Here is a 16837-nt window from a genome sequence, read left to right as displayed (position 1 = left end):
GCGACGGACTCGCCGCCCCCGCCTCACCGCTCCGGATGGATCGGTGCGTCGAACCCGCCCCGCACGAGCGGCTTCGCGATGTGTCGGCGCGCACAGGGCGGCACTTCGTACCAACCGGGGTCCAGGTCACGGCCGACTCGCCGTTCGACTTTTCCGTCTCTGCTCGTTCCGCAGTCACGACAGCGGTAGCCCTGTCCCGCGCCCGCGCTCTCCATCCGGTTGCCACAGTCGGGACAGGTCGGCGTGACGTACTCGACGTCGTCGAGCGCCCGGACGGCGAACTTCTCCAGTTTGAGCGTCCCGTCGCTCACCTCGCCACAGACAGTGAGTCGGTCGCCGACCCGGAGCGCACGGACGCGATTCCGGAAGCGTTTGGTCGGTTCGAACGCCGCGCAGGGTAGTTCCGTCCCCTGCTCGTCGGCCTCGCCGTTTCCGCTCCTCTCGTCGCCGAGCGTCAGGAAGACGTGGCCGCCCTCGCGGGTCTCGGGCGGTGCGACGACCGTCCCGTCCACGCGGTAGGCGTGCCCGTTCTCGACGTCCCCGAGCGCCCCGTCGAGGAGGTGTGCGTCGGTTCCCTGATTGGTATAAAATAGCCTGGCGGACTCGACCGGTTCGCTCTCGATGCGGTCGGCGACGGCCCGAACCGCTTGCTCGTCGTCACCACGGATCCCGTGGAGGATCGGTCCCGGGGTGTGCGGGACACAGACGGCCTGTCCTTCGACCCGGTCGATCGTGTCCCACGCCTGCGAGTACTGCTCCTCGGCCGCGTCGAAGACGGAGTCGACGTCGATCTCTCGGGGCGTTCCCCGCCGTTCTGCCTCGCGGTAGGAGATGTACTCGACGGTCCAGTCCTCGTGTGCGCGCCACGCGCCGATTGCGGCGAGTGCACCGATCTTCCCTCTGGCGTTTTTCCAGCCAGCGCTCCGGTAGCCGTGTGTGTCGATCAGTCGCTCCGCGTCCGCGAGGTCGTGGTGGCGACGCATGGCATCCCTTGCAAAGGCGGCGACGCTGTCCGGGACGGCGTCGGGCCCGCTCTCGGCGACGACGAGGCCGGGGTTCGTCCGCGGGTCCTCGGTCGCCGCGGCGTCGGCGACGAACTCGTGTGCAATCTCGAACGCCACGTCGGGCGCGAGATCCGTGTGCACCGCGAGCGCGGCGTTTCCGCGGGTCTTGTGCTCGACGGCGGGGTTCAACCGTATCAGCAGAACGCGAGAGATGACTCCGCCCGCCGCGGTCACCTCGCTCGCGATGCGGTTCGCCGCGTAGGTCGTACACATCCCCGCTCGCGCGAGTCCGTGTCGTCGACCCCGATGATCGTCATTACCTCCTCTACCCACGCGGACGCAACTAATCTTGCGACTCCCGTTCGGGCGTTTATTAACAGCCCTGCTTCTTTCTCAGGAACCGTCCATAGCAATCGCGATCAGTACGACGGATAGATATTTGTATGACTGTTGATACTACGGCAGTATGAGCAGGATCGTAGCCATCGGTGGTGGCGAGATTGCAAGAGAGGAGACAGAACCGATCGACCAGTACATCTGTGACGCGGCCGGTTCTGCGACGCCTCGCGTCTTGTTTGTCCCCACGGCGAGCGGCGATGCTGGCGGATACTGTGATACGTTCGATAGCTATTATGGGGACACGCTCGGGTGCGAGACCCGCCATTTGCTGCTCCACGACGACGGGGTCGAACGCGAAGAGATCCGGACGAACATCGACTGGGCCGACGTCGTCTACGTCGGCGGCGGAAGCGTTCCGTTGTTGCTCGACTGCTGGCAAACGCATGGCGTCGATCAACTGCTCTACGAAGCCTATCAGGAGGGGACGATCATGACCGGACTGAGCGCAGGTGCGATGTGCTGGTTTGCCAGTGGTCTCTCCGATTCGGTAGCGGGAACCGAGTTCACTATGACCGATTGTCTGGGCTGGATCGACGACCTCGCGTGTACCCCGCACGCTGGAGCAGGACGTCGCCCCCGTTTCGGGACGAACTCGAAGCAGAGTCCATGTCGGGGATTGCACTCGAAGACTGCTGTGCGATCGAGATCAGTGATGGCCAGTACCGGATTCTCTCGGCGACTGGCGAGGAAACGGCGTACAGCTATACCCATCGTGATGGCTCTGTTGAGTGCTCTACACTGCCCGAAGGGGAGTTCGACGACCTCTCTGCGCTCCTGTGATCGGTCGATAGAGCAGCGCCGGTATGGTCAGTGGGGAGAATCCCGCTCCGGTCGTCGCGCGACGCCCGATCAACGGTTGCCCGGGGGTTCCGGAGCAGAAACACTGCGGGTGTGTTTTTATTCTGCCCCCGTCTACGTTTACTCGAAGCCACCTACAAGTGGCCCCGCAACACATGAATATCGAGAGTTTCACCTCCGAACACGGTCCAACGGAGACTGACGAGCCGTTCGAACTGGAGAACAGCTATACGCTCGACATCGATGTCAACGACTCTGTGCTGGCGAAAGCCGGTTCGATGGTCGCCTACACGGGTGACCTATCGTTCACCGGCAAGAGTAGTCCCGAAGGGGTATTACCGGCTTCATCAAGGAAGCCGCGACCGGTGAGGGAACGCCGGTGATGCGCGTCGAAGGAAATGGACACGTCTATCTCGCTGACAACGAAAAGAAGATCCAACTGCTCGAACTCGACGCCGGGGATTCGATTACGGTCAACGGCGAGGACGTCCTCGCTTTCGATTCGGACGTTTCCTACGATATTTCGTCCATGGATAGCCTCGCCGGGGCTTTCGCTGGCGGATTCACCAACGTCTATCTCGAAGGCCCGGGCTACGTTGCCATCACCACTCACGCCGATCCGATCATCTTCGAACCGCCCGTCACGACGGATCCGAGTGCGACGGTCGCCTGGAGCGGAACCACGCCGAACGTACAGGTCAACAGGAACCTCTCCGATATGGTCGGTCAGGAGTCCGGAGAGCGTTTCCAGATGGATTTCGATGGCCAGTCCGGGTTCGTCGTCGTCCAGCCACACGAGGAACACGCCAGCCCGACGCCCGATTTGAGAGCGCTCCCTTTCCCCTACGAAACAGCAGGACCAACCACCGTTAAGCGCTCGTGGCACGATGGTTGAGCCATGAGCCCCGCGACGCATCGGTGTGTCTGCGGCGCACGGCTACAGTATAAACAGGACCTCGAAAAGGAACCCGGCGGCGTCTACCCGACCTGGAAGTGCAAGGACTGTGGCACGCCAGTGCCCGGGAAAATCGCCGAGCGAATCAGACATCAGCACCCGTCCTGACCCCGCAGTCCCCGATCACTCGGGACCGTCGGCGTCGACGATCCGGGCGAATACGTCTCTGACCCGCTCCAGCACTGCATCCCTGGAGTCGGTCGCGTCGACGCGCACGAACCGATCGGGGTCGTCCTCGATCAGTTGCTCGTAGTTCGAGCGAACGCGAGTGAGGTAGGCGTCCTGCTCGAACTTGTTGGTCTTCCCGCTCCGCCGGGCAGCGGTCGCGGGGTCGATGTCGAAGTAGACCGTCCGGTCCGGAACGACGGTAAACGGCTCGTGGACGTCCTGGACGTACTGCATCGGCTCGTCGATTTCGCCTTCCAGCGTCGCGCCCTGATAGGCGTACCGCGAGTCCGAGTACCGATCCGAGATCACGAGACCGCCCTGTTCCAGCGTGGGGCGGACCGTCTCCGCGAGGTGGGCCGCGTGATCCGCCGTGTAGAGGAACAGTTCGGCGAGCGGGTCCGCGTCCTCGTCCTCTATCGAGCGGTTCACCGCGTCGCCGTACCACGTCTCTGTCGGTTCGCGGGTGAACGTCGCATCCGGATAGTCCTCGTGTAGCGCCTCCCAGACGGTCGTCTTCCCGCTCCCGTCGATCCCTTCGAGCGTCACCAGCATATCCACTCAGTTCTCGTCCATCGGTCAACTGTCTGTCGGAGTCGAGACACGCCTGGCGCCGTCGTGACGCTGGCCGTGGTGCTCGTCGATATGCCCCGCGCACTCTCCGTGATCGTCGGCATGCTGGAACTGCTCGTCCCCGGTCGTATCGTCCACGCTGCCGAGCGACTCGCCCTCGAAAACCCCGAGGGATGCGAGCCACGGACACCGAGTGAGACGCGGACCCTCCAGTTTCGCGGTACTTTTATCGCGCATCGAGTATAATCACTGGACATGAACGTTCTTGTTGCGGGCGGAACCGGATTCATCGGTCGAAACGTCTGTGCCGAACTCGCCGAGCGGGGGCAGGACGTCACTGCCCTCTCACGCGACCCTGACCCGAGTCAACTCCCCGACGATGTCGAGACTGCGGTTGGCGATGTCTCGGCCTACGATTCCATCGAGGGAGCCTTCGAGGGCCAGGACGTCGTCGTCAACCTCGTTGCGCTCTCGCCGCTGTTTCAGCCGCCGAGCGGGACGACTCACATGACGGTCCACTACGGCGGCACCGAGAACATTCTGCAGGCGATGGACGAACACGACGTCGACCGGCTGGTACACATGAGCGCTCTGGGGGCGGATCCGGACGGCGATACCGAGTACATCCGCGCGAAGGGACTCGCCGAAGAACTCGTGCGCGATGCGGACGTCGAGTCGGTGATCTTCCAGCCCTCGGTCGTGTTCGGCGACGGCGGCGAGTTCGTCCCGTTCGCGCGCAAACTCACGCCGGGTCCGTTTGTCAAGGTGCTTCCCGGCGGTGGCAAGACGCGATTCCAGCCGATCCACGTCGACGATCTGGTCCCGCTACTCGCGGACGCCGTCGAGGACGAAAGCCACACCGGGGAGACGTACGAGATCGGCGGCCCGGAGGTGCTGACGCTCGCGGACGTCACACGGCTCGCGTACGAGGCGAACGGCAAGTCAGTCACTATCGCACCGGTCCCGATGCCGCTAGCGAAGATCGGACTGACCCTTGCGGGCCCGCTCCCGTTCATCCCGATGGGCCCCGATCAGGCCCGGTCGCTTCAACTTGACAACACTACGGAGGACAACGACGTCACTGCTTTCGACGTCGATCCGGAATCGCTCACGACCCTTCAGGAGTATTTAGGACTCGCGTAACGTCGGCAACCGTTTTTTACCCGCACTGCATAACAGATCTTAAACACCCACTATCGGGTCGCAAACGATTCATTCTTGGTAAGCTACAATTACCATTAGAATCCCTTGCAGTCTACCGATTTTCTGCTATTGACCTTCATCGAGTTACTCACACCATCACAAGGTTTATATCCTTATTACCTCTGTTCTCATGCCAACGGAGACCCGGATACGAATTATGAAACTGGCGATGATCGGCTTTGGACAGGCAGGCGGGAAGATCGTCGATAAGTTCCTCGAATACGACGATCGGACCGGCAGCGGGATCGTTCGATCCGCAGTGGCGGTAAACACCGCCAAGGCGGATCTAATGGGGCTAGAGCGGATACCCCAAGAGAACCGCGTACTGATCGGCCAGTCACGCGTGAAGGGCCACGGCGTCGGCGCGGACAACGAACTCGGTGCCGAGATCGCTGAAGAGGACATCGACGAAGTACAGAGCGCGATCGACGCGATCCCGGTTCACGAAGTCGATGCGTTCCTGATCGTTGCAGGAATGGGTGGCGGGACGGGGAGCGGCGGCGCGCCGGTGCTCGCGAAACATCTCAAGCGAATCTACACCGAACCCGTCTACGGGCTCGGCGTGCTTCCGGGCAGCGACGAGGGTGGGATCTACACGCTCAACGCGGCCCGATCGTTCCAGACGTTCGTCCGCGAAGTGGACAACCTGATGGTGTTCGACAACGACTCGTGGCGACAGTCCGGCGAGTCAGTCGAGAGCGGCTACGCCGAAATCAACGACGAGATAGTCAGACGCTTCGGGATCCTCTTCGGTGCTGGTGAGATCAATCAGGGCGACGAGGTCGCAGAAAGCGTCGTCGACTCTAGCGAGATCATCAACACGCTATCGGGTGGCGGCGTTTCCACGATCGGCTACGCCCGCGAGGAAGTAGACAAGTCCGGTAGCGACGACGGCGGTCTCCTCTCCCGGTTTACTGGTGGCGAGGAGACGCAAGTCGATACCGCACATACGACGAACCGTATCACGAGCCTCGTCCGGAAGGCGGCGCTCGGACGGCTTACCCTTCCCTGTGAGATCGACGGGACCGAGCGCGCACTGCTCGTCCTGAGCGGTCCGCCACAGCATCTCAATCGGAAGGGCATAGAGCGCGGGCGGAAGTGGCTCGAAGAGCAGACCGGAAGTATGGAAGTCCGCGGTGGCGACTACCCGGTTCCCGAGTCGAACTTCGTCGCCAGCGTGATCCTGCTGTCGGGCGTCTCGAACGTTCCGCGCATCAAGGAACTACAGCAGGTCGCCATCGAGGCACAGGATAACATCGAAGACATCCGGTCCGAGAGCGAAGAGAATTTAGAAAGCCTCGTCGAAGATGACGAAGATGAACTTGAACCGTTATTCTAAGCTCGGAGTACTCCTCCTCGTGCTGGCTGTCAGCCTTGCCACGGTGGCTCCGGCAGCAGCCGTCGCGTCCGTCGATACCGACGGCGTCCCCGGGGAGTCTGAAGTCGGCAGCGACGTATCGACGACCTACACACTGACCGATCTCTATGCGGGCGACACGCCCCGGCAGTGGACGCTACAGGGTCAGACCAACATGACCAACGCGACGTGGTCGGTCACGGCGTACGATAACGCCGGCGACCAGGTCGGGCAGAGCCAGAGCTACGGCGGCGATACCTTCGAATATCTCGTCGACGCCGACGCCGATGTCGCCGAACTCGAGGTCACGCTCACCGGCACCACGCCCGAGGTCGAGACGTGGAGCTACGACCCCGAAGAGCGGTTCCTCGTCACGGAGTTCACCGAGGTCCGCGACGGTGGCGGCGAGTCGACCATCGACTCGTGGGACGCCCACCACTACACGAGCGACAGTCAAAACGCCCGCGAGGCGATCGGTGACGCCGAGACGGACGTTGCCACCGCCGAGGGCAACGGCGCCGACATCGCCGACGCACAGAGCACGCTCGACAACGCCATCGGGTTCTACGAGAACGGCGACTTCGAGCGCGCCGTCCAGAACGCCGAGGACGCCCAGTCCGACGCCGAGGACGCCCAGTCGAGTGCCGAACAGCGCGACCTGCTCCTGTACGGTGGGGTCGGAGTCGTTGCGCTGCTCATGATCGTCGGCATCGGATTCCTGCTGTACACCCGCCAGCAGGGCGACGATTACGACAAACTCGGCTGAGTCGAATCCGGAACTCCCTTTTTCGATCCACACCTACCCGACAGTCATGCGTGTCCTCGTCCCGTTCGACGCCCGGGAGCCGAAAACGCGTCTCGACGACGTTCTCGACCCCGGAGAGCGGACGGCTTTCGCTCGGGCCATGCTCGGGGACGTGCTGGCGGCCGTCCGCGAGGCGGGCGGCGACCCGGAACTCCTGGCGACGGCATCGCTGGGTGTGGAGTATGCCGACGTCCCGGTCACGGTCGACGACCGACCGCTATCGCCCGCGATCAACGACGTACTCGCCAGTACCGACGACCCGGTTGCGGTCGTGATGGCCGACCTCGCGCTTGCCCGACCGGCAGACCTCCGTCGGCTATTCGATGCCGAGGGCGACGTCGTCGCCGTCCCCGGTCTGGGCGGCGGGACGAACGCCCTTGTGGTCCGTCACCCCGAGTTCCGCGTCGATTACCACGGCGCATCCTTCCGCGATCACCGGCAGATCGCCGCCGAAATCGGGACGGAGTTCCACGTTCTCGACTCGTACCGCCTCGCGACTGACGTCGACGAGCGGAGCGATCTGGTCGAGTTGCTTCTCCACGGGACCCGCGAGGCCGCCAACTGGCTCGACGCGGCCGGGTTCGTGCTCGCCGAGACCGATGGCCGCGTCGACGTTCGCCGTCCAGACGACTCGGATTCCGAACGTCTCAAATAGGCGGAACGGATATTAAAGACCGTGTCACGGCAGGTCCCGCAGGTCGACACGCTGTTCCTCCACGAGTCGAACGACGACTACTTCGTCACCGTTCGACGCGACGGCGAACGGCTGTTCCGCGCCCGACTCGACCTCAAAGAGACGTCCGCAGGCCCCCGTCCGAGCCGATTCCGTATCAAGGACGGCTCAGCGAGGAACCGCGCAGTCCGGACGAGTTCGTCGATATCGGTCGGCGAGCGAACCGCATCCGTATCTCGGAGCAGACCGCTCCAGAGCACCGGGACCGGCTTCGCGAAGCGCTTGGCGGCTATCAGCTCTCGGCCAAAGTCGTCCGGACGTGTCGGATCTGCGCCTCGGACGGCCGTTACTCGCCGCTGACGAGCGAGACCGCCATCAAGAAAGACGACGAGTACGTCTGTCCGACCTGTGCGAAAGTCGAACTCGAACGCGAACTCTCCTACCAGGGCGAGGTGACGAGCGCCGCCCAGGAGCGACTCGAAGAGCTACTGCTCGAGGTTCAGGATCTGGAGCGAGTCACGAACCTCCTGCAGGGCCACCTCGACCCGGACCTGACGAAATTCGACGAGATCAGTGCGACGGGTGAGGAAATCGAGCGCGTCCGCGTGGATTCGCTGAACCTCCATCCCGGCGTTCAGGGACTTCTGGAGGACCGGTTCGATACGCTGTTGCCGGTCCAGAGCCTGGCCATCGAGAACGGCCTGCTGGAGGGCGACGACCAACTCGTCGTGAGCGCAACGGCGACCGGCAAGACGCTCGTCGGCGAGATGACCGGGCTGGACCGCGTGCTCAACGGGAACGGGAAGATGCTCTTTCTCGTCCCGCTGGTCGCGCTGGCCAACCAGAAACACGAGGACTTCGAGGACGAGTACGGCGACCTCGTCGACGTGACGATCCGCGTCGGCGCGAGTCGGGTGCGAGACGATGGCAACCGGTTCGACCCGAACGCCGACGTGATCGTCGGCACGTACGAGGGGATCGACCACGCGCTCCGGACCGGCCGGGATCTGGGCGACATCGGCACCGTCGTCATCGACGAGGTGCACACGCTCAAAGAGGACGAACGGGGCCACCGCCTCGACGGGATGATCTCGCGGCTCAAATACTACTGCGAGGAGCGAGCGACGGGTCGATCCGGCTACGACGGCGCGCAGTGGGTCTATCTCTCTGCGACTGTCGGGAACCCCGCGAACTCGCACAGGGCCTGCGCGCGAATCTGGTCGAGTTCGAGGAACGGCCGGTACCGATCGAACGTCACGTCACCTTCGCGGACCAGCGCGAGAAGACGCGTCTGGAGAACAAACTGGTCAAACGCGAGTTCGACAGCAAATCCTCGAAGGGGTATCGCGGGCAAACGATCATCTTCACGAACTCCAGACGGCGCTGTCATGAGGTCAGCAGGAAGTTGGAGTACGACTCCGCGCCGTATCACGCCGGTCTCGATTACGGCCAGCGAAAATCCGTCGAACGGAAGTTCGGGGATCAGGATCTCGCGGCGGTCGTAACGACGGCCGCGCTCGCGGCGGGTGTCGACTTCCCCGCTTCCCAGGTGATCTTCGACACGCTCGCGATGGGGATCGAGTGGCTCTCGGTCCAGGAGTTCCACCAGATGCTCGGGCGGGCGGGTCGGCCCGACTACCACGACAAAGGGACTGTCTACGTCCTCGTCGAACCCGACACCAGCTATCACTCCAGCATGGAGATGACCGAGGACGAGGTCGCGTTCAAACTGCTCAAAGGCGATATGGAGTCGGTTCGGACCGTCTACGACGAGCGCGCGGCCATCGAGGAGACGCTGGCGAACATCACCGTCGCCGGCAAGGCCACCAAACGCCTCAACGGCCAGATGCTCGGCGACGTTCCGACCAAGCACGCGGTCGGTAAACTGCTCGAGTACGAGTTCATCGACGGCTTCGAGCCGACCCCGCTCGGCCGCGCCATCACGACCCACTTCCTCTCGCCCGAGGACGCCTTCACCATGCTCGATGCAATTCGGAAAGGCAAGGACCCCTACGATATCGTCGCCGAAATCGAGTTACAGGACCAGTTCTGGCCCGACGGCGCTGAAAGACCGTACCAGCCCGTATACTGCTCGTAACCAAATAGACGGTTCCTCTTCGTTCGCGTATGGAAGCCGCTCGACTGGTCGGAACACTCTGTGGCGGCGAGGCGCTCAAACTGTTGCTCGCACTGCTGTGCTCGTCGGCCCGTGGCTCACGCTGGGCTATCTCGCGCTGTAGGCTACAGTAGTCCCTCCTCACTGGCGAGCAGGACTCCATTGATAGTCGCGTCGTTGGTCGGGGCTTCCCGGGCGTGTTCGACCGCTTCGTCGACGGGTACCGTCCGGACCTCGAGGAACTCGTTGTCGTCGAGTTCGCGTTCGACGGGGGTCAGCCCCTCCGCGAAGACGATTCCGCGGTCGTGGCGGAGAACGCCCGTCGCCACCTTGTACGTCTGCAAGAGCGACGTACCGGCGGGATCGAAGCCGGTCTCCTCGCGGAGTTCTCGGGCCCCCGCGGTGGTGTAGGACTCGCCGTCTTCGACGATTCCCGCGGGGAGTTCGAGTTGCGTCTCACGGATCGTCGGCCGGTACTGTTCGACGCAGACTAGCTGATCGTCCGCGACGGCGACGATGACGACTGCAGGCGGCAGTTCCGCCCAGTAGTAGCGTTTCGTCGTCCCGTTGGGCTGCTCGACGAGGTCGTAGCCGCCATCGTACCAGCCGGTTTCGTACTCGGTCACAGATTCCAGTACCGTCCAGTCGTCGTTCTCCGCGGTGTCGGACTCGCCCATACTCACCAGGACGGACTCGCGGCTCACGGGGCTGTCGGTTGCGGCATGAGGTCGTCGCAGGGCGAGCGGCTATCACTCCGGGTATCGTCGCACAGAAAAGCGCTCGTAGCCGCCGTAGGCGACGTCGAGCGCTCCCATCCACCAGTTCCATCGCTCCGCGAGCGTGTCCTCGGGTGCGTCTCCAAGGTGGTCCACTATCTCCTTGACGGTCAGTTCGGTGCCCGTATCCGTCGCGTACTTGCCGGCGTCGTGAAGGTCGACAGCCTGTCGGGTGACGACCCGTTGTTCGCCGGGCTTGCCACCGAACTCGTCGTCCAGCCGCTGCCCGAGTCGGACTGGGTCGAGTGTCACAGTCGTACTACAGTCTGCGGACAGTTGAGTTCGGTGGGTGTTACGGCCGGACGATATCGCTGTAGAGGCTTCCGAACGCCTGCCTGCGGAGCGTCGCGACTGCCGCCTGTTCTTTCTCTTGGAACGTCGCGGCCACTGCGTTCCCGTCCGGGCCGACGTGCCAGACGACGTTCTCGACGTGCTCGCTCCCACGCTCTTCGACCGTCCCATCGAACTCGGCGTTCCACTCGTCGTACTCCTTGTCAGTGCCGATCCGGACCTGCAGGAGAGACGCGAACAGTGCGTCCCGGGCGGTCTCGATTACGTCGCTCGTCACGCGCTCGTCGTACTCGGCGGCGTCGAACGCCATCGCCTTCGCCGTCTCTTTGACGACGGTCTGTGCGGCCGGTCCCAGCGTCTCGTAGGACTCCCTGGCTGTGGTCTCGTCGTCCGGAGAGAGCAGTCCCGTAGTGTGCATAGTCGAATCTTTGTAGCCGGAAAGTTACCGGTTCCGACTTCACGGTTCGATCCACGCGGGTACTGTCGATCCGTTTCAGCTCTCGTCGCTCTCCTCGGACTCGCCCTCGTCGAGCATCGCTTCGGTCATCTCGCGGGCCTCCGCGAGGACGTCGCGAGTCTCGTCGGTGAGGTCATCGCGACCACGACCGGCCGTCTGTTGTGCGAGTTCCTGCTCGAAGGTGGCTCCCGACTGGCCACCATGCTCGTGGCCGTGCCCGCCGGTCGTGTCCTCGAACATCTGGGGGAACTCGGTTTCGGGCACTGCGTCGACGATTTCCTCGGCGAGTTCGCTCGGTGTGGACTCCTCCCACCCCGGGGCGTGCTCGGTCAGCCACTCCTCGTGACCCTCTCGGCCGAGTATTGCGGTGATCGCGAGGTGGTTCGCGAGGTGTTCTCCGTCGGCCTGTGGGGCCTCACACACCGGACAGGCATATCCCATATCTCACCGTTACGTGTTCGCTCGCAAAAGGCTACCGCGTCTCCGACTCCGTGTTCGGGGCAAACCAAACGTGATCGTAAAATCGGCGTTCGTGACGAGTTCGACGGTCGGGCATGTGAGTGTGGTTGTTACGGTCCCGTCACCGTACCGCCATCTGCTCGTGGCATCACTCGAACGACCGAACCATGATGATCGCGTCTTCGCCGTCGTCGTAATACCGTGGGATGCGTCGCAACGGCCGGAACCCGGAGCGACTGTACAGCCGTTGCGCTCCCTCGTTGCTCTCCCGAACTTCGAGCTTTACCGAGTGGACGGACTGGTCGTGTAGCGCTTGCAGGCCGTGCTGGAGCAGTTCCGTCCCGATACCCTTGCCGCGACGGTCGGGATGGACGGCCAGATCCTTGACGTGACCGAGCGGTTGGCCGTGGTTCGGGACGACGTCGGCGACGATGAATCCCACCACGTCCGCGGCGTCGATCTGACCGTCTCCGGTTGGTGCCTCGCCATCGACGGCGACGAGAAACCCCTGTGTCGAGAGGTGGCGCTCGAACGCGTCGAACGGCCAGGGGCTCGAAAACGACGCTTTCTCGATCCGATAGATGGCGAGGAGATCTGCCCGCTCCGCTCGCCGTACCCGTACGCCTGTCGCGGAGTCGTCCGGCGGGGACGTCACTGTCCGGACTACGTACCGAGGGTCGTTAAGCCCTATCGTTCGGACGGCCAGTCGTCGACTCAGCCGGAGAGATACCAGCCAAACAGGAGTGGGGACACGAGTAGCGTGATCGGAACCGCGATCCAGACCTGCCCGGCCAGCACGTTGTACTGCCCGATTGTCACCGAGGCCGGCGTCCCCTCGACGTAGCCAACCAGAAACTCGAACCCGACGGTGAGCACCGTCCACAGCACGCCGACAGCCAGCAACTCGGCGTACGTGTACCCGATCGATGTCCGGCCGAAATAGAGCGCCGAGACGGAGAGAATCGCGACGACCAGCAGGGCCGTACTTACGACGTGGCCGGCATACTCGCCGATCCGCGGGATGAGGACGACCTCGCGGAAGCCACCGTTGATGACGGCGAGGACAGCCATGATCAGCCACACCCCCAGCGGATAGAGCACTGCCTGTGCTCGGATCGACTGCAGACTGACTGTGACGGCCGACGACATCATCTCTCACTTCGACGTGCACTGGCTAAACTGTGTGCACGACGCGTCGCTCGGGGGCTGGTGTGTAAAAATGGGAGCTGCTGTCTCGCAGGCCGCCCGCCTGCTCGCAATTTCGAGACGCGATTGCAGGGTGGGTCTCGCGGGTTGTTCCTCGCCGCTTGACTTTTCGAGACCTCCGCTCCGTTCGGATCTCGCTTCTCACGGTGCAAAGCCTCGTTCGATTCGTCGAGACCTTCGCTCCGCTCAGGTCTCGCTTCTCACGGTGCAAAGCCTCGTTCGATTCGTCGAGACCTTCGCTCCGCTCAGGTCTCGCTTCTCACGGTGCAAAGCCTCGTTCGATTCGTCGAGACCTTCGCTCCGCTCAGGTCTCGCTTCTCACGGTGCAAAGCCTCGTTCGATTCGTCGAGACCTTCGCTCCGCTCAGGTCTCGCTTCTCACGGTGCAAAGCCTCGTTCGATTCGTCGAGACCTTCGCTCCGCTCAGGTCTCGCTTCTCACGGTGCAAAGCCTCGTTCGATTCGTCGAGACCTTCGCTCCGCTCAGGTCTCGCTTCTCACGGTGCAAAGCCTCGTTCGATTCGTCGAGACCTTCGCTCCGCTCAGGTCTCGCTTCTCACGGTGCAAAGCCTCGTTCGATTCGTCGAGACCTTCGCTCCGCTCAGGTCTCGCTTCTCACGGTGCAAAGCCTCGTTCGATTCGTCGAGACCTTCGCTCCGCTCAGGTCTCGCTTCTCACGGTGCAAAGCCTCGTTCGATTCGTCGAGACCTTCGCTCCGCTCAGGTCTCGCTTCTCACGGTGCAAAGCCTCGTTCGATTCGTCGAGACCTTCGCTCCGCTCAGGTCTCGCTTCTCACGGTGCAAAGCCTCGTTCGATTCGTCGAGACCTTCGCTCCGCTCAGGTCTCGCTTCTCACGGTGCAAAGCCTCGTTCGATTCGTCGAGACCTTCGCTCCGCTCAGGTCTCGCTTCTCACGGTGCAAAGCCCCGTTCGCAACAACGAGATCAGGCGGCGCCTGATCTCGCATCTCGCGGGGCAAAGCCCCGTTCGATTCGTCGAGACCTTCGCCCCGCTCAGGTCTCGCTTTAGTCGTCTGCCGGCGCAGGACTATCGCCGCCCTGGGCCTGCTCTTTCGTCCATGCGAGTTTGCCACCGACTGCGAGCATGTCGCGCTCGCGCTCGGAGGCGTCCAGCGTCGCGGTCGCTTCCCAGTCCTCGTTGACGCGGACGGTGAACTCCTCCTGCCCGCTCTCGACGGCCTCGCGGACGTCGTCGACGATCTCGACGTCGTCACCCTGATCGATCTTCTCGTAGGTGTCCTCGTCGATGATCAGCGGGAGCAGACCGAAGTTGAAGAGGTTCGCGCGGTGGATCCGGGCAAAGCTCTGTGCGAGCACGCCCTCGATGCCCAGATACATCGGGCACATGGCGGCGTGTTCGCGCGAGGAGCCCTGACCGTAGTTCTCGCCGGCGACGAGGAAGCCGCCGTCGGCGTCGGCCGCTCGCTGTGCGAACGTGTCGTCGACGCGCGAAAGCGTGAACTCGGAGAGCTTGTCGATGTTCGACCGGTACATCAGGATGTCCTGGGTTGCAGGGATGATGTGGTCGGTCGTGATGTTGTCGTCCATCTTCAGCAGCGCTTCGCCCTCGAGCTTGCTGTCGAGGGCATCCTTCAGCGGCACGTCGCCGATGTTGGGGCCTTTGATAAGCTCGTCGTCGATGGCCTCGTCCGGCGCGATGAGGTCCGTCTTGGAGCCGTCGTAGGTGTCGGGCAGCTCGATGCCGGGCGCTTCGATGTCCTCTTCCGCTGCGAGGTCGCGCGGATCGACGATTTCGCCTTTGATCGCCGCGGCGGCGGCGACCTCCGGCGAACAGAGATAGACGTTGTCGTCTTCGATGCCGGAGCGGCCCTCGAAGTTCCGGTTGAAGGTACGCAGAGAGACCGAATCGCTTGCGGGCACGTGGCCGATACCGATACAGGCACCGCAGGTCGACTCGGAGAAGTTGACGCCAGCGGCCATCATCTCCGCGACCCAGCCCTCACGGGCGAGCATCTCGGAGGCCTGTTTGGAGGCAGGTGCGACGATCGTCTCGGTCGACATCGCGACCTCTCGGCCTTCGAGCATCTTCGCGACCGGGAGGATGTCCTCGTAGCCACCGTTCGTACAGGAGCCGACGATGACCTGCTCGACGTCCTCGCCAGCGGCCTCGCTGACCGGGACGACCTTGTCGGGCATCGACGGTTCCGCGATGAGCGGTTCGAGGTCGGAGAGATCGACGACGATCTCGTCGTGATACTCCGCGTCCTCGTCGGGCTGCATCTCCACGTAGTCCTCGCCGCGGCCGACGCGTTCGAGGTAGTCTTTCGTCTGGTCGTCGGTCGGGAAAATAGAGGAGGTCGCACCGAGTTCCGTCCCCATGTTGGTGATCGTCATGCGCTCGGGCGCGGTGAGCGTCTCGACGCCGGGGCCGGTGTATTCGAGAATCTTGCCGACGCCGCCCTTCACGGAGAGCCGTCGGAGTAGCTCCAAGATGACGTCCTTCGCAGTCGCCCACTCGGGGAGCGCGCCCTCGAGTCGGACGTTGACGACTTCCGGCATCTCGATGTAGTACGGCGCACCGCCCATAGCGACGGTGACGTCGATCCCACCCGCGCCGATGGCGAGTTCGCCGAGGCCGCCGGGCGTCGGGGTGTGGGAGTCCGAACCCAGCATCGTCTTGCCGGGTGCCGCGAAGTTCTCGCGGTGAACGTTGTGGCAGATGCCGTTGCCGGGGCGGGAGAAGTGTGCCCCGAAGGTGCCGGCCGCAGAACGCAGGAATCGGTGGTCGTCCGTGTTCTTGAAGTCGAACTGATAGGTCTGATGATCACAGTACTGCGCAGCGATCTCGGTCTGGACTTCCTCCAGACCCATGGCCTCGAACTGTAGCCAGACCATCGTCCCCGTCGTGTCCTGTGTAAGTACCTGATCGATCTCGATGCCGATCTCCTCGCCGGGCGTCAGTTCGCCCTCTACGAGATGATCCTCGAGGATCTTCTCTGTCAAAGTGTGTCCCATAGCGCGCGAATATCGTCTTTCCTCGAATATAAAACCCGCGAGTCCCTCCTATACGACCGTTCGGAATTCGGGAATAGCCCCAGCAGGCGGTTTCGGCGGCGGTAAGAGCATCCAAACTCCTGAGCGTGCGGCCGGTCTTTAACTGTGCTCGCTCCATGAATGAGCCATGAGCAGTTTGGCGTCGCGTGCCACGGGACCGTCCGAAAGCGTCATGCGCTGGCTCGTCCTCGCGACAGCCTACATCCTGTTGGTGCTGTTTCTGGTCGGGATATTCGACGTCCTGATCGGGCTCTACGAGCTGTTCGTCTCCGGGCGGTTCACGCAACCGGTCGCGGTCGTCGATCTTCTGGATACCGTCTTGTTGTTGTTGATCCTCGTCGAGGTTCACCGGACTTTGGTGGCGTACGTCCGCAACGATCCGGTCATCCGGATCGTCATCGGAGCGGCCATTATCGCTATCGCCCGGGAGATCATCAGTTTCCGACTGGCCGACTTCCCGACGGCCAACGAAGCGTTGACCGCGGCGATTTCCTTTACTATCCTGTTGATCGTTCTCGTGGTCGCGTACTACCTCGTCTACGAGCGGGTCGAGTAGTGCCTTCCGACA

General features: G+C 63.1%; 17 protein-coding genes and 4 pseudogenes. 12 read left to right on the top strand and 9 right to left on the bottom strand.

Annotation, left to right across the window (positions count from 1 at the left end; all coding sequences use genetic code 11):
• Positions 1-23: 23 nt before the first annotated feature.
• Positions 24-1321, bottom strand: a pseudogene (locus ACFQH2_RS16130) (TiaS agmantine-binding domain-containing protein).
• Positions 1322-1470: 149 nt separating this feature from the next.
• Between ACFQH2_RS16130 and ACFQH2_RS16125 the strand changes: the two are divergent.
• The 4 genes and pseudogenes from ACFQH2_RS16125 to ACFQH2_RS16110 form a co-directional block, all read left to right on the top strand.
• Positions 1471-1926: pseudogene (locus ACFQH2_RS16125) on the top strand (Type 1 glutamine amidotransferase-like domain-containing protein); the annotation flags it as partial.
• Positions 1927-1946: 20 nt separating this feature from the next.
• Positions 1947-2183 carry a hypothetical protein gene (locus tag ACFQH2_RS16120; protein WP_377077031.1) on the top strand — a complete coding sequence of 79 codons (237 nt, stop codon included), beginning with the start codon at positions 1947-1949 and terminating at the stop codon, positions 2181-2183.
• A gap of 173 nt (positions 2184-2356) precedes the next feature.
• A pseudogene (locus ACFQH2_RS16115) lies at positions 2357-3006 on the top strand (AIM24 family protein); the annotation flags it as partial.
• Positions 3007-3099: 93 nt separating this feature from the next.
• Entirely contained in the window at positions 3100-3264 is a 165-nt protein-coding gene (locus ACFQH2_RS16110) for a hypothetical protein (protein WP_377055349.1), read from the top strand.
• Positions 3265-3279: 15 nt separating this feature from the next.
• On the opposite strand, the gene tmk is transcribed toward ACFQH2_RS16110, so the two are convergent.
• Positions 3280-3876 (bottom strand): dTMP kinase, encoded by a 597-nt coding sequence (tmk, locus tag ACFQH2_RS16105; protein WP_377055347.1) that lies wholly within the window; start codon positions 3874-3876, stop codon positions 3280-3282.
• 90 nt (positions 3877-3966) lie between these two features.
• Between tmk and ACFQH2_RS16100 the strand changes: the two genes are divergently transcribed.
• The 7 genes and pseudogenes from ACFQH2_RS16100 to ACFQH2_RS16070 all read left to right on the top strand — a co-directional run bounded on the left by ACFQH2_RS16100 (position 3967) and on the right by ACFQH2_RS16070 (position 10182).
• Positions 3967-4140, top strand: a complete 174-nt coding sequence (locus ACFQH2_RS16100) for a hypothetical protein (protein WP_377076926.1) — start codon at positions 3967-3969, stop codon at positions 4138-4140.
• A gap of 9 nt (positions 4141-4149) precedes the next feature.
• Positions 4150-5037 (top strand): complex I NDUFA9 subunit family protein, encoded by an 888-nt coding sequence (locus ACFQH2_RS16095; protein ID WP_377055343.1) that lies wholly within the window; start codon positions 4150-4152, stop codon positions 5035-5037.
• Positions 5038-5254: 217 nt separating this feature from the next.
• Positions 5255-6436 (top strand): tubulin/FtsZ family protein, encoded by a 1182-nt coding sequence (locus ACFQH2_RS16090; protein WP_377057116.1) that lies wholly within the window; start codon positions 5255-5257, stop codon positions 6434-6436.
• Between the two features lie 19 nt (positions 6437-6455).
• Positions 6456-7220 (top strand): DUF4398 domain-containing protein, encoded by a 765-nt coding sequence (locus ACFQH2_RS16085; protein ID WP_377055341.1) that lies wholly within the window; start codon positions 6456-6458, stop codon positions 7218-7220.
• Between the two features lie 46 nt (positions 7221-7266).
• On the top strand, positions 7267-7914 hold the full coding sequence (cofC, locus tag ACFQH2_RS16080) for a 2-phospho-L-lactate guanylyltransferase (RefSeq protein ID WP_377055339.1): 648 nt from the start codon (positions 7267-7269) through the stop codon (positions 7912-7914).
• A 21-nt stretch (positions 7915-7935) separates the two neighbouring features.
• Positions 7936-10030 (top strand): annotated as a pseudogene (locus ACFQH2_RS16075) (DEAD/DEAH box helicase).
• 29 nt (positions 10031-10059) lie between these two features.
• Positions 10060-10182 (top strand): hypothetical protein, encoded by a 123-nt coding sequence (locus tag ACFQH2_RS16070; RefSeq protein WP_377076925.1) that lies wholly within the window; start codon positions 10060-10062, stop codon positions 10180-10182.
• Here ACFQH2_RS16070 and ACFQH2_RS16065 read toward each other — a convergent pair.
• The 7 genes from ACFQH2_RS16065 to ACFQH2_RS16035 all read right to left on the bottom strand — a co-directional run bounded on the left by ACFQH2_RS16065 (position 10174) and on the right by ACFQH2_RS16035 (position 16230).
• Positions 10174-10725, bottom strand: a complete 552-nt coding sequence (locus tag ACFQH2_RS16065) for an NUDIX hydrolase (RefSeq protein ID WP_377057114.1) — start codon at positions 10723-10725, stop codon at positions 10174-10176. The genes ACFQH2_RS16070 and ACFQH2_RS16065 overlap by 9 nt on opposite strands.
• Positions 10726-10797: 72 nt before the next feature.
• Positions 10798-11076 (bottom strand): hypothetical protein, encoded by a 279-nt coding sequence (locus ACFQH2_RS16060; protein ID WP_377055335.1) that lies wholly within the window; start codon positions 11074-11076, stop codon positions 10798-10800.
• A 40-nt stretch (positions 11077-11116) separates the two neighbouring features.
• Positions 11117-11533 (bottom strand): DUF5809 family protein, encoded by a 417-nt coding sequence (locus ACFQH2_RS16055; protein WP_377055333.1) that lies wholly within the window; start codon positions 11531-11533, stop codon positions 11117-11119.
• 75 nt (positions 11534-11608) lie between these two features.
• Entirely contained in the window at positions 11609-12013 is a 405-nt protein-coding gene (locus tag ACFQH2_RS16050; protein WP_377055331.1) for a DUF5810 domain-containing protein, read from the bottom strand.
• Positions 12014-12179: 166 nt separating this feature from the next.
• Positions 12180-12686, bottom strand: a complete 507-nt coding sequence (gene rimI, locus ACFQH2_RS16045; protein ID WP_377055329.1) for a ribosomal protein S18-alanine N-acetyltransferase — start codon at positions 12684-12686, stop codon at positions 12180-12182.
• Between the two features lie 59 nt (positions 12687-12745).
• Positions 12746-13180 carry a hypothetical protein gene (locus tag ACFQH2_RS16040; protein WP_377055327.1) on the bottom strand — a complete coding sequence of 145 codons (435 nt, stop codon included), beginning with the start codon at positions 13178-13180 and terminating at the stop codon, positions 12746-12748.
• Positions 13181-14259: 1079 nt separating this feature from the next.
• Positions 14260-16230 (bottom strand): aconitate hydratase, encoded by a 1971-nt coding sequence (locus ACFQH2_RS16035; protein WP_377055325.1) that lies wholly within the window; start codon positions 16228-16230, stop codon positions 14260-14262.
• A gap of 166 nt (positions 16231-16396) precedes the next feature.
• Here ACFQH2_RS16035 and ACFQH2_RS16030 point away from each other — a divergent pair, with 166 nt between their 5' ends.
• Complete coding sequence (locus ACFQH2_RS16030; protein ID WP_377055323.1) at positions 16397-16825, top strand: phosphate-starvation-inducible PsiE family protein; 429 nt, start codon at positions 16397-16399, stop codon at positions 16823-16825.
• The last annotated feature ends 12 nt before the right edge of the window (positions 16826-16837 follow it).

The organism is Natronoarchaeum sp. GCM10025703 (assembly GCF_042661985.1).
GTDB lineage: Archaea > Halobacteriota > Halobacteria > Halobacteriales > Natronoarchaeaceae > Natranaeroarchaeum.
The sequence above is the reverse complement of the archived record's forward strand: the minus strand, read 5'-3'. Positions and strand labels throughout refer to the sequence as shown.

Coding starts and splice junctions, on each gene's coding strand:
- ACFQH2_RS16110 (WP_377055349.1), top strand. CDS start 3,100: ATGAGCCCCGCGACGCATCGGTGTGTCTGCGGCGCACGGCTACAGTAT.
- tmk (WP_377055347.1), bottom strand. CDS start 3,876: ATGCTGGTGACGCTCGAAGGGATCGACGGGAGCGGGAAGACGACCGTC.
- ACFQH2_RS16100 (WP_377076926.1), top strand. CDS start 3,967: ATGCCCCGCGCACTCTCCGTGATCGTCGGCATGCTGGAACTGCTCGTC.
- ACFQH2_RS16095 (WP_377055343.1), top strand. CDS start 4,150: ATGAACGTTCTTGTTGCGGGCGGAACCGGATTCATCGGTCGAAACGTC.
- ACFQH2_RS16090 (WP_377057116.1), top strand. CDS start 5,255: ATGAAACTGGCGATGATCGGCTTTGGACAGGCAGGCGGGAAGATCGTC.
- cofC (WP_377055339.1), top strand. CDS start 7,267: ATGCGTGTCCTCGTCCCGTTCGACGCCCGGGAGCCGAAAACGCGTCTC.
- ACFQH2_RS16070 (WP_377076925.1), top strand. CDS start 10,060: ATGGAAGCCGCTCGACTGGTCGGAACACTCTGTGGCGGCGAGGCGCTC.
- ACFQH2_RS16065 (WP_377057114.1), bottom strand. CDS start 10,725: ATGGGCGAGTCCGACACCGCGGAGAACGACGACTGGACGGTACTGGAA.
- ACFQH2_RS16055 (WP_377055333.1), bottom strand. CDS start 11,533: ATGCACACTACGGGACTGCTCTCTCCGGACGACGAGACCACAGCCAGG.
- ACFQH2_RS16050 (WP_377055331.1), bottom strand. CDS start 12,013: ATGGGATATGCCTGTCCGGTGTGTGAGGCCCCACAGGCCGACGGAGAA.
- ACFQH2_RS16040 (WP_377055327.1), bottom strand. CDS start 13,180: ATGTCGTCGGCCGTCACAGTCAGTCTGCAGTCGATCCGAGCACAGGCA.
- ACFQH2_RS16035 (WP_377055325.1), bottom strand. CDS start 16,230: ATGGGACACACTTTGACAGAGAAGATCCTCGAGGATCATCTCGTAGAG.
- ACFQH2_RS16030 (WP_377055323.1), top strand. CDS start 16,397: ATGAGCAGTTTGGCGTCGCGTGCCACGGGACCGTCCGAAAGCGTCATG.